This is a genomic window from bacterium (assembly GCA_035559435.1).
In the GTDB taxonomy this organism is placed as follows: Bacteria; Zixibacteria; MSB-5A5; order WJJR01; family WJJR01; genus JACQFV01.
Genome location: DATMBC010000010.1, coordinates 33,637 through 45,686, shown reverse-complemented (window position 1 = coordinate 45,686; position 12,050 = coordinate 33,637). Strand labels below are relative to the sequence as shown.

11 protein-coding genes are annotated in these 12,050 nt (G+C 64.1%); 1 reads left to right on the top strand and 10 read right to left on the bottom strand.

Annotated features, from left to right (window positions below):
- Nucleotides 1–33: 33 nt before the first annotated feature.
- The 10 genes from VNN55_00635 to VNN55_00590 all read right to left on the bottom strand — a co-directional run bounded on the left by VNN55_00635 (nt 34) and on the right by VNN55_00590 (nt 10,329).
- Nucleotides 34–693: a CoA transferase subunit B gene (locus VNN55_00635; protein ID HWO56053.1), complete on the bottom strand. Its 660-nt coding sequence runs from the start codon at nt 691–693 to the stop codon at nt 34–36.
- A 6-nt stretch (nt 694–699) separates the two neighbouring features.
- Entirely contained in the window at nt 700–1,404 is a 705-nt protein-coding gene (locus tag VNN55_00630; GenBank protein HWO56052.1) for a CoA transferase subunit A, read from the bottom strand.
- A gap of 135 nt (nt 1,405–1,539) precedes the next feature.
- A complete protein-coding gene (mce, locus tag VNN55_00625; protein HWO56051.1) occupies nt 1,540–1,950 on the bottom strand; it encodes a methylmalonyl-CoA epimerase in 411 nt (136 codons plus the stop codon).
- A 55-nt stretch (nt 1,951–2,005) separates the two neighbouring features.
- The gene (locus VNN55_00620) at nt 2,006–3,601 is read right to left on the bottom strand and encodes a methylmalonyl-CoA mutase family protein (protein ID HWO56050.1); all 1,596 of its coding nucleotides are present in this window, start codon (nt 3,599–3,601) and stop codon (nt 2,006–2,008) included.
- Nucleotides 3,602–3,610: 9 nt separating this feature from the next.
- Nucleotides 3,611–4,510 carry an NAD-dependent epimerase/dehydratase family protein gene (locus VNN55_00615; GenBank protein ID HWO56049.1) on the bottom strand — a complete coding sequence of 300 codons (900 nt, stop codon included), beginning with the start codon at nt 4,508–4,510 and terminating at the stop codon, nt 3,611–3,613.
- 16 nt (nt 4,511–4,526) lie between these two features.
- Nucleotides 4,527–5,033, bottom strand: coding sequence for a biotin/lipoyl-containing protein (locus tag VNN55_00610; protein ID HWO56048.1), 507 nt, complete (start codon nt 5,031–5,033; stop codon nt 4,527–4,529).
- The gene (locus VNN55_00605; GenBank protein ID HWO56047.1) at nt 5,030–6,577 is read right to left on the bottom strand and encodes an acetyl-CoA carboxylase biotin carboxylase subunit; all 1,548 of its coding nucleotides are present in this window, start codon (nt 6,575–6,577) and stop codon (nt 5,030–5,032) included. The genes VNN55_00610 and VNN55_00605 overlap by 4 nt, the downstream gene beginning before the upstream one ends.
- Nucleotides 6,578–6,684: 107 nt before the next feature.
- On the bottom strand, nt 6,685–8,235 hold the full coding sequence (locus VNN55_00600) for an acyl-CoA carboxylase subunit beta (GenBank protein ID HWO56046.1): 1,551 nt from the start codon (nt 8,233–8,235) through the stop codon (nt 6,685–6,687).
- A gap of 25 nt (nt 8,236–8,260) precedes the next feature.
- Nucleotides 8,261–9,148, bottom strand: coding sequence for an MBL fold metallo-hydrolase (locus VNN55_00595; GenBank protein ID HWO56045.1), 888 nt, complete (start codon nt 9,146–9,148; stop codon nt 8,261–8,263).
- A gap of 17 nt (nt 9,149–9,165) precedes the next feature.
- Nucleotides 9,166–10,329 carry an acyl-CoA dehydrogenase family protein gene (locus VNN55_00590; protein ID HWO56044.1) on the bottom strand — a complete coding sequence of 388 codons (1,164 nt, stop codon included), beginning with the start codon at nt 10,327–10,329 and terminating at the stop codon, nt 9,166–9,168.
- A gap of 401 nt (nt 10,330–10,730) precedes the next feature.
- On the opposite strand from VNN55_00590, the gene VNN55_00585 reads away from it, so the two are divergent.
- Nucleotides 10,731–12,017: a Glu/Leu/Phe/Val dehydrogenase gene (locus tag VNN55_00585; protein ID HWO56043.1), complete on the top strand. Its 1,287-nt coding sequence runs from the start codon at nt 10,731–10,733 to the stop codon at nt 12,015–12,017.
- Nucleotides 12,018–12,050 lie beyond the last annotated feature (33 nt).

The following is a 12,050-nucleotide window of genomic DNA, read 5'->3' as shown; positions in this document are numbered from 1 at the left end:
TTGCGCCGTGCGGGACGGGTCTTTGACCCGCCATCACGTGAGGGTTTTCAACTCGTTGGCCACCGCGAAGTCACAACCGGTCATCCGGGCGAGCTGTTCCAGCGTGACTTCGGCGGCTTTTTCCTTCAGCAGCAGTCCGTTCTGCGCGTCCACATCAAAGACGGCATACTCGGTGATAATCATGTCGACACACCGCCGTCCGGTCAGCGGCAGGTTGCACTCTTTGAGAATCTTGTGCGAGCCGTCTTTGGCAGTGTGAGTCATCGTGACGATGACATGCCGGGCCCCGGCCACCAGATCCATCGCCCCGCCCATTCCCTTGATCAGTTTGCCGGGAATCATCCAGTTGGCCAGATCGCCGTGCTGCGACACCTGCATGGCGCCGAGGATGGTAATGTCGATATGGCCGCCGCGGATCATGGCGAAGGAATCGGCCGAGGAGAAATACGAGGAGCCGGGAATCTCGGTGATCGTCTGCTTGCCGGCGTTGATCAAGTCGGGATCTTCCTCGCCGGGGTATGGGAAGGGCCCGATCCCAAGGAGGCCGTTCTCCGACTGCAGGATAATGTTGACGCCCGGCGGGATGTGGTTGGCCACGAGGGTCGGCATCCCGATGCCGAGATTGACGTAGTAGCCGTCGCGCAGTTCCTGCGCGGCGCGGCGGATGATGCGATCCTGTGGATTGCTCGGCATGGCGGCTCAGGGACGGGGACGCGTCGTGCGCTGTTCGATGCGCTTTTCGTAGCGCACGCCCTGGAAGAGATGGTGAACGTAGATGCCGGGTGTGTGCACATGGTCCGGATCGATCGCGCCGACCGGAACCATTTCCTCGACTTCCGCCAGCGTGATGCGCCCGGCGGTGGCCATCATCGGGTTGAAATTGCGCGCGGTCTTGCGGTAGACCAGATTGCCGAGCGGATCCCCGCGCCAGGCCTTGATCAGCGACAGGTCGGCCGTCAGGCCGCGTTCGAGCACATACTCGCGCCCGTCGATGACCCGCGTCTCCTTCCCTTCGGCCACCAACGTACCGACACCGGTGGGAGTGTAAAACCCCGGAATCCCGGCGCCGCCGGCGCGGATGCGTTCGGCGAAGGTGCCCTGCGGGACAAATTCGATCTCCAATTCGCCGTTCAAGTATTGCTGCTCGAAGATCGCGTTCTCGCCGACATAGGTGGAGATCATTTTGCGGATCTGTCGTGTTTGCAGAAGCAAACCCAGACCAAAATCGTCGACGCCCGCGTTGTTGCTGATGACGGTGAGATTCTTGATGCCGGAGTCGCGCAAGGCGGCGATCAGGTTCTCCGGAATGCCACAGAGACCGAATCCGCCGGCCATGATGGTCATTCCGTCGCGTAGATCCACTTTCGACAGCGCCTCGCGGGCATCGGCAACGACTTTGCTCATCGTCTCATCCCTCAGAGCCGGGGAAGATACAGGAGCGCAGCGGGCGAAATCAACCCATCAGGGGACCGTTTGACACAAAGTCGAAGCCCGATGGCCGACTGTGACCGTCGTGCCTGCGGGAAAGCGGCAAGTCGCCTATTTTTTCAGCGGCTCGGACAATTCGATCAGCGTGCCAAGCGCCGAGGACGGGTGCACGAACGCGATCTTGTCGTGCTCGGCCCCGCGACGGGGGGCGGCGTCGATCAGTTTCACGCCGTGATCGGACAGGAAGGCCATCTGCTTTTCGATGTTGTCGGTCTCGAAACAGATGTGGTGGATGCCGGGGCCATGCTTGGCCAGAAACCGCCCGACCGGCGAATCCTCCCGGGTGGGCGCGATCAGCTCGATCTTGGTGCCCGCGGAGAAGTTGACGAAGGCGACCTCCACCTTCTGGTCGTCGACACGGTGACGGTCGGTGATCTCGCCGCCCATGACATCGTGATAGAAGGCGCAGGCGCGATCGAGGTTGGTGACGGCAATCGAGATATGGGCGATCTTCTTAAGCATCCTGGTCTCCTTCCAGAAGGGACGGACGGTCGGGTTTGACAGACGGGGTCGGCAGTCACCCGCCTTGGGCGCGTTGGTATTCTCCCCAGACTGCGCGGAGCGTGTCGGCGATCTCGCCGAGAGTGGCCTGTGCCTCGACGCAGGCGACGATTTGCGGCATCAGATGGCCGTCGCCGCGCGCCAGCGTCTCCAGTTGCGCCAGCGCGCCGGCAACCTGCGCCGCATCGCGGCCGGCGCGGGCGGCGGCCAGGCGCGCGCATTGCTCGCGCTCCAACGCCGGATCCAGCTGGGCGATGGCAATCGTCGCGGTCTCGTCTTTGACGAAGCGATTGACCCCGACGACGGTCATCTCGCCACTTTCGATGCGTCGCTGGTAGTCGACGGCAGAGCGCTCAATTTCGCGGGCAAAGTACCCCGTTTCGACGGCGGCGACCGCGCCGCCGAGTTTATCGACCGCGTCGAGCAGGGCGGTCACCCGCGTTTCGAGTTCGTTGGTCAGTGATTCGATGAAGAACGAGCCGGCGAGCGGGTCGGCGGTCTCGACGGCGCCGGACTCATAGGCGATCACTTGCTGGGTGCGCAGCGCCAGCTCGGCCGATTCGGCGGTCGGAAGCGCGAGCGCTTCGTCGTAGGCGTTGGTGTGCAGCGACTGCGTGCCGCCGAGAACGGCCGCCAGCGCCTGCAGCGTGACGCGCGGAACGTTGACCAGCGGCTGCTGGGCGGTGAGCGTGGAGCCGGCGGTCTGTGTGTGGAAGCGGAAGCGCATCGACTCGGCTTTCCGCGCGCCGTAGCGTTCCTTCATGATCCGGGCCCAGAGGCGGCGGGCGCAGCGGAACTTGGCGATTTCCTCGAACAGATTCTTGTGCGCGTTCAGGAAGAACGACAGCCGCGGGGCGAAATCATCCACCTCCAACCCGGCGGCGCGCGCGTTGTCAACGTAGGCGATGCCATTGGCCAAGGTGAAGGCGATCTCCTGCGCCGCGGTGGAACCGGCCTCGCGGATATGGTAGCCGGAAATCGAAATCGGGTTCCAGCGCGGCAGGGTCGCGTGGCAATAACGGATCGTGTCGGCAATCAGCCGCATCGACGGCTTCGGCGGATAGATGTAAGTGCCGCGGGCGATGTACTCCTTCAGGATGTCGTTCTGGATGGTGCCGGAGAGCCCGTCGAGGGGCACACCCCGCCGTTTGGCGACCGCGACCACCAGCGCCAGCAGGATGGCGGCGGTCGCGTTGATGGTCATCGAGATCGACACCTGTTCGAGCGGAATCTGATCGAGGAGGACTTCCATGTCCCAGAGTCCGTCGATGGCGACGCCGGTGCGGCCGACTTCGCCGCGCGCCAGGCGGTGGTCGGAGTCGTAGCCCATCTGCGTGGGCAGATCGAAAGCAATCGACAGCCCGGTCTGCCCCTGCGCAAGCAGATGGCGATAGCGGGCGTTGGATTCGCGCGCGGTGCCGAATCCGGCGTACTGGCGCATGGTCCACAGGCGCCGGGTGTACATGCCCTCGTAGATGCCACGCGTGAAGGGGTAATGGCCGGGGACGCCGAGATCACGCGATGGATCGAAACCATCGGGCCAGCGATCGTAGAGCGGCGCAATGGGAATTCCGGAGGACGTGGTGGGCGGGGCTTTTGGTTTATCGTCCATGGGCGGCGCTCAACCCTGATAGGCCTTCCAGGCCTGGTAATAGGTGCTGACGGCATCGAGAAAGCCGCCGTGACGCGGATGCCAGCCGAGCACACGCACGGCCTTGCGCGAGTCGATGTGCTGATCCAGCGCGAGGCAATCGGCGAACAGGCCGAATTTGGCGCGCGCCTCCTCCATCGGCATGGTCGGGATCGTCCCTTGGTAGCCGGCGGCACGCGCCGCGGCGGTGGCCAGTTCCAGCACGGTGTGGCGCGAGCGGTCGGTCAGGTTGAAGATGTCCGACGACCGTCCGCTCTCCACGGCCTTCACGTAACCGGAGGCGACGTCGTCGACATGGATCATCGACCAGCGGTTGCGTCCATCGCCGACGACCAGCGGCGGTTTGCCTTCGGAGGGCCCCTTGAACCAGAGTCCGGTCATCCCGCCCTGCCGACCGTAGACACACCCCGGACGGATGACGATGCCGCGCAGGTTGCCGGCCTTGAGCACCATCTCCTCATGCGCGGGGCGCCATGGCTTGAGTTTGACCGGGTTGAGCGGCGCGGTCTCATCGATCAGCGCATTGCCGGTGTCGCCGTAGACCCAGACGCCGCTGGTGTAGACCAGCGTCTTGGGTTGCGGCCCCTTGCCGGCGATCTGGAGGAATGCCTCGAGGCACTGGTGGTCGAGCCGCTCGTTGTCGGTCTTGTCCTCGGCGGCGTGCACGATGACCGAACAGCGGGCGGCGGCGTCAAGGAAGCCGGTGATGTTGTCGAGGGCGCCGACAACCGGATGAATCTCATGCCGGGTCAGCTTAACGCCCTTCTCCGCCGAACGCACCAGTCCCCAGACCTCATGGCCGGCGCGCCGCAGCGCAAGCGCAACGTTCATGCCGATGTATCCGGTGGCGCCGGTGACGAAGATGCGCATATGAATCCATCCTGTTCTATTCAATGACCGCCAGTTCACGCCCGCCTTCGACCGCCTGGCCGGCGTTGACCGACAAGGATAATACGCGTCCGGCGCGCGGCGCCTTGACATCGTTTTCCATCTTCATCGCCTCGAGCACCAGGAGCCGGTCGCCCTTCTGCACCTGCGCGCCCGCCTCGACGAGGACTTTCACGACCAATCCGGGCATCGGCGCCTTGACCACGGTGCGTCCGGCGGGGCGATCGGAGAGGCCAGCGCGCCGCTGCAGATCGGCCAGCCGTTCATCAAGCACGGTGCAGTGATAGCGATTGCCGACGTAAGTCAGCGCCAAACGCCCCTCTTCCTCTTCCACGCGCAGATCATAGGAGCGGCCGTTGACGATCAGGTGCAGGTTGTGTCCGGTGCCGCCGATCCAGGCGTGAGAGTACTCGACCGGGCGACCATTGAGGATCACCCGATGGTCTTCGGGAGGAAATTCGATCCTGATGCGGTCGTCTCCGATTTCAGCGATATAACCTTTCATAGACTCCTCACCGTGGGTCCCTGGTGCGCCATGGGCCAGCGCAGGGTTGATTCAACCCGTCCCTGTCGCAGCCAGTTGGATGCCTCCACCGCAACGCCGTCGCGGGTGACCGGGGCGTGCCGCTCCGCCTTATTGCGCGTATAGAGCGCGGCGGCCAGTGCGATGGCGTTGGCGACGCCATCGGAATGAATCGGCACCGGCTTGAACTCGCCGAGGTAGCGGGAGATGAAGTCGGTGGTCGTATTGCCCTTGCGGAACTCGGGATGCACCAGGATGCGGCGGTGGAACTCGATGGTCGAGACCACGCCGACGATTTGATACTCCTCCAGCGCCGCCGAAGCGCGCGCCATGGTCTCCTCGCGGTCTCGTCCCCAAACCACCAGTTTCGAAATCATCGGGTCATAGTAGATGGGCACGGTATAGCCCGAATAGACGCCGGAGTCGACGCGCACACCCGGCCCCTGCGGCTGACGGTAGACCGCCAGCCGCCCCGGCGTCGGCAGGAAGTTGTTCTCCGGATCTTCGGCGTAGATGCGAAACTCCATGGCGTGCCCGAACGGCCGTTCCGGTATCGCCGGCGGGGTCCATTGCACCCCCGAGGCGATGCGGAACTGCTCGATCACCAGGTCGACGCCGGTGACGGCTTCGGTGACCGGGTGTTCGACCTGCAGCCGGGTGTTCATCTCGAGGAAATAGAAATTGCGGTCGTTGTCGACGAGGAACTCGACGGTGCCGGCGCTGACATAGCCACAGGCCTCGGCGGCGGCCACCGCCGCGCGCGACATGCGGGCGCGCAGATCATCGGTCATCAGCGGCGACGGCGATTCCTCGATGACCTTCTGATGCCGCCGTTGGATCGAGCATTCCCGCTCAAACAGCGAGATGGCGCGTCCATACGGCCCGCCGAGCACCTGGATTTCGACATGGTGGGGGCGCTGGACGTATTTTTCCCAAAACATGCGTCCATCGCCAAAGGCGCGCTGGGCTTCGCGGCGGGCGCCCTCGAAGGCGTCGTTCCAGTCCTCGGGACGCTCGACCATGCGCATGCCCTTGCCGCCGCCGCCGGCCACGGCTTTCAGCAGGATCGGGAAACCGGCCTGCTGCGCCGCGCGCAATGCCTGCGCGGGATCCTCGATCGGCGAATCAGATCCGGGGACGACCGGCACCCCCGAGTGCCGCATGAGACGCCGGGCGGCAATCTTGTCGCCCATCAGCGAGATCGCCGAGGGCGGCGGGCCAATCCAGATCAGTCCCTCATCGACCACCCGCTGGGCAAAGGCCGCATTCTCCGACAGGAAGCCATAGCCGGGGTGAATCGCATCGGCGCCGGCTTTCCTGGCGGTGGCGATGATCATGTCGACGTTCAGGTAGCTTTCGCTGGGCGGCGGCGCGCCCAGATGGTAGGCGTGATCGGCCATGCGCACGTGGAGGGCGGCGCGATCGGCATCGGAATAGACCGCCACCGACTCGATGCCATAGCGTCGGCAGGCGCGGATGACCCGGACGGCGATCTCTCCACGGTTGGCGATCAGTACACGGCGCATGATGCGGCTCCCCTATGCGGATCGAATGCTTGTTACAGCCGGTCAGCGGCGTTCGGGCGCCCTCGGCCGCCGGACGTCGCCGGCGATACGTCCGCGCGGCGTTGTCATCACAGCGGAATGTTGCCGTGTTTTTTCGGCGGGTTCTGCTCGCGCTTGGTCTCGATGATGTCCAGGGCGCGAATCAGGCGCGCCCGGGTTTCCCGCGGCTCGATGACATCGTCGATATAGCCATACTGGGCCGCAACATACGGGTTGGCAAACTTGGCGCGGTACTCTTCGGCCAGACGTTCGGTCTCGGCCGCGGGGTCCTTGGCCGCCGCGATTTCCTTGCGGAAAATGATCTCGGCGGCGCCCTTGGGGCCCATGACCGCGATTTCGGCGGTCGGCCAGGCGACATTGTAATCGCCGCGGACGTGCTTCGAGTTCATGACGTCGTAAGCGCCGCCATAGGCCTTGCGCGTGATGACGGTGACCTTGGGCACCGTCGCCTCACAGAAGGCATAGAGCAGCTTGGCCCCGTGCTTGATGATCCCGCCGTGTTCCTGGGCGACACCGGGCAGGAACCCCGGGACATCCTCGAATACGACCAGCGGAATGTTGAAGGCATCGCAGGTGCGCACAAAGCGCGCGCCCTTAATCGACGAGGAAATGTCGAGCACGCCGGCCAGAACCGCGGGCTGATTGGCGACAATCCCGACGGCACGTCCGGCAAGCCGGGCGTAGCCCACCACGATGTTGCCCGCGTAGTCCGGCTGGATCTCGAGGAACTCGCCGTCATCAACCACGCGGGTGATGACTTCCTTGATGTCGTAGGGCTTGTTGGGATCCAGCGGCACGACGTTGTCCAGTTCGGCGTCGGCGCGGTCGGGCGGATCATCGGACTTGCGGCGCGGCGGCGTGTCGAGGTTGTTCTGCGGCAGGAAACTGAACAGCTTGCGCGTCAGGAGCAGGACCTCGGCGTCGTTGTCGGCGACCAGGTGGGCGATGCCGCTTTTTTCGGCGCAGACCTGCGCGCCGCCCAATCCCTCGAAATCGATTTCCTCGTGGGTGACGGTCTTCACGACATTCGGTCCGGTCACAAACATGTACGAGGTGCCGCGCACCATCAAAATGAAGTCGGTGATCGCCGGCGAGTAGACCGCGCCGCCGGCGCAGGGACCCATGATGAGCGAAATCTGTGGAATCACCCCTGAGCAAAGGGTGTTGCGCAGGAAGATGTCGGCATAGCCGCCGAGCGAGACCACGCCCTCCTGGATACGCGCGCCGCCGGAATCATTGAGTCCGATGACGGGCACGCCGGTCTTCAGCGCCATGTCCATGATCTTGCATATCTTGCGCGCGTGGCCTTCGGCCAGGGTGCCGCCGAAGACGGTGAAGTCCTGGCTGAAGACATAGACCGGGCGTCCCTCGATCCGTCCCGAACCGGTGACGACGCCGTCGCCCAGGGGGCGCTGGTCGGCCAGTCCGAAGTCGGTGGAGCGGTGGGTGACGAAGCGGTCCAGTTCTTCGAAGCTGCCTTCATCGAGGAGGATTTCGAGCCGCTCGCGGGCCAGCAGTTTGCCTTTGGCGCGCTGGGCGGCGGCGCGCTGCGCCCCGCCCGGCTCGGCGGCCAGGGCCCGCATCTCATGAAGTCGTTCGATCGGTGTGGGTTTGTTCATCGGTCTGACTCCCAACGATGGATTGTCATGCGGTGGTCGCGTTGGTGCCCGGCACGGGCTCGACATCCAGCCACTTTTCCTTCTGCACCAGACGTCCGAACATGATCGTCGTGTCGTGGTCAAAACCGATGATCGTGCGCGGATCGAGCGCGTCGGCCAGCAGCTTCTTTTTGGCCTTCATTGTGTCCATCGGGAACATGTCGACGGCCGCGACATAGGCGCCTTTGAGATGGAAGCGCGACGGGATGATATCGGCGTAGTAGAAAAAGCGGTCGTCGCCGCGGGTGACGCGTACCCCCTGGTGGCCGCGGGTGTGCCCGCCGGTTTTTACCACGCGGACGCCGGGAATGATGTCGATGTCGCCGTCGAGCAGGTGCAACTGGCCCGATTCCTCCAGCGCGCGCAGCCGGTGCTGGATGTAGACGGCGCTGGTGCGCTCGTCGGGGTGGGTCGCGTCCTCCCACTCGTCGCGCTGGACAAAGAAATCGGCGTTCGGGAAACGGAGACGCGGAGCGTCGGGATCGCCGGCAAATGCGCCGTTGGAGTGATCGGTATGCAGGTGCGTGAAGATAACGTGCGTCACTTCCGTGGGATGAACGCCGAGGGCCGCCAGCGATTCGTTGATCCGCGACGGCCCGCGGGGATCGTAGAGACGGATATCGAACTTCGAGAGGGCGTCGCCGAGGCCGGTGTCGAGCAGGACCACGGCCGTGCCGGTCTTGACCACGAACAGATTGGCCTGCAGCGGCACGCGGTTTTCGTCGTCGGGCGGGATCAGCTTCTGCCACATCATGCGCGGCACGACGCCGAACATGGTGCCGCCATCGAGCGCGAAGCGGCGTTCGACAAACCCGGCGATGTCCCAATCGCCCAGACGGATCGACTGCAGCTGCGGACCGTCCCCCGCCGTCATAGCAACCTCACTGACCGCTACGCCGGATCGCGCAGCATCGCGGCGGCGATGACCAGGCGCTGGATTTCCGACGTGCCCTCATAGATTTCGGTGATCCGCTGGTCGCGATACAATTTTTCGATCATCGAGAATTCGCCGATGTACCCGTAGCCGGCGTGAATCTGCATGGCGCGATCGACGCAGAAGTTGGCGGTCTCGGTGCAGTACAACTTCGCCATCGAGGCCTCCAACCCGAACTTGGCGCCCTTGTCCTGGAGCATGGCGGCGCGGTAGGCCAACCCGCGGGCGGCTTCAGTGCGCGTCTGCATGTCGGCGATCATCCACTGGATCGCCTGCTTCGAGGCCAACGGCTCGCCGAAGACCTTGCGCGACTTGGCGTAGTTGATCGACTCCTCGAGCGCGCGCTCGGCGATCCCCAGCCCCTGCGCCGCCACCCCGATGCGGGCCGAATCGAGCGTCGCCATCGCGTAACGAAAGCCCTTGTCGACTTCGCCCAGCAGGGCCGACTGCGGCACGCGCGTGTTGTTGAACCAGACGCGTCCGGTGGTCGCCGCGCGCATGCCCATCTTGTACTGCAGCACTTCCTTGCGGATGCCGTTGTGGCCGTTGTCCTCGACGATCCAGGCGGAAATTTTGTGGCGCACGCCCGGCTCGTTGATCTTGCCGAAGACGACGTAGAGGTTGGCCACGTCGCCGTGCATGATAAAGATCTTCTCGCCGTTGATCACCCACTCGCCGTTGTCGAGCACCGCCTCGGTGCTCTGATTGGCCGCGTCGGAGCCCGCGTTGGGCTCGGTCAACGCGAACGCGGGAATGATCTCGCCGGTCACGATGCGGGGGATGTACTTCTTCTTTTGTTCCTCATTGGCGAAGTGCCAGATCGGCTCGGTCGCCAGCACGGCGACCGCCGCCAACAGGCAGGTCGGCGGATCCCAGAAGGTCAGCTCTTCGCAGAGGGTGCAGTATTCGATCGAGGAATGACCGGTGCCGCCATACTCCCTGGGCAGCGGGAATCCGATGAAGCCCTGTTTGGCGAGTTTGCGATAGTAGTCAACGGGGAACTTGATCGGCTCGGGCATGCGATCCATGGCGGCCGCGACAGGCGTGATTTCCTTTTCCGCGAAGGCGCGAACCATATCGCGGATTGGCTGCTGGCGGTCATCGACGTTGAAACGATACATGTGTTTTTCCCTCCGTCTGTCGTCTGCCGCCCCACGCGGCGAAGGGAAGCATGCTAAGAGTTGTGGGAAGCAAAATCAAGCGCGGCCGCGCGGGCGCGGAATGTTTATGTCATTCAGCATCAGAGACTTGCCGCCGACGCACGGCGCGCAAATGACAATTGCCCCAACGGCCGCGGTCAATAACGAAACGAACGCGTCGCTGGGGTCATGTATTCCATGATGAATACAGTAGCAAGACCACTGCGGCAATGTCCTATTTTCGTCGTTGGGGCACGCACGCGCGACGTGTCAAATTCGCGCGCCGGGTGTCACGGAGGCCCGGAGAGGGATACACTCCCGGCGCGGCACATCGTATCCTCGGATGCGGGATTCAGGTCGAATACCGCGAGGAGAAACCGATCATGAGCACAAAGCCATTCAACGCGTTCGCCATGGCGCAAGCGCAATTCGACAAGGCCGCCGACGCCCTGGGGCTGGACGCGTCCACCCGCGCGCTGTTGCGCGAGCCGTTGCGCGAGTACCACTTCAGCATTCCGGTGCGCATGGACGACGGCACGGTGCGGGTGTTCAAGGGATTCCGGGTGCAGCACAACGACGCGCGCGGCCCGGGCAAGGGCGGACTGCGCTTCCATCCGCATGAGACAATCGACACGGTGCGCGCGCTGTCGATGTGGATGACATGGAAGTGCGCGGTGGTCAATATCCCGCTGGGCGGCAGCAAGGGCGGCGTGATCTGCGATCCCCATCATCTGTCCGACCGCGAGCAGGAGCGCATTTGCCGCGGGTGGATGCGTCAAATGGCCCACGACGTCGGCCCGAATCGCGACGTGCCGGCGCCCGATGTCATGACCAACGCCCAGCACATGCTGTGGATGCTGGATGAATACGAAACGATCGTCGGCGAACGGCGCCCGGGGATGATCACCGGCAAACCGGTGGGCATGGGCGGGTCACTCGGCCGCGCGGAGGCCACCGGCTTCGGCGTCGTCTATACCGTGCGCGAGGCGCTGCGCGAACTGGGCATCCCGATTGAGAAAACCACCGCCAGCGTGCAGGGCTTCGGCAATGTCGGGCAGTACGTCATCAGGTTGTATCAGCAACTCGGCGGCAAGGTGATCTGCGTCGCCTGCTGGGACCAGACGTCGCAGAAGGCGTTCAGCTTCCGCCGGAATTCCGGCATCAATCTCGACGAACTGCTGGGCATCACCGACCGGTTCGGCGGCATCGACAAGACCCAGGCGCAGAAACTGGGGTACGAGGTCCTCGACGGCGACGCCTGGATCGCGCAGGATGTGGACATCCTCTTCCCGGCGGCGATGGAAAACCAGGTCACCGGCGACAACGTCGGACGAATTTCCAAGCAGGTGAAGTTGGTGGCCGAGGGCGCCAACGGCCCGACGACGCCGGAAGCCGACGCGGTGCTGGCGCAGCGGGGCATCTTCGTGATTCCCGATTTTCTGGCCAATGCCGGCGGCGTGACCTGCAGCTACTTCGAGCAGGTCCAATGCAACATGAACTACTTCTGGCAGAAGGAAGAGGTCCTCGCGAAGCTGGACACGACGATGACCGCGGCCTATCTGGCAGTGAGCGAACTGGCGCGTAAGAAGAAACTGTACATGCGCGACGCGGCCTACTTTATCGCCATCAGCCGCGTGGCCGACGCCTGCCGCGCCCGTGGCTGGGTGTAGAACGACTTCCAAGCCCAAGACGACACGGCCGGG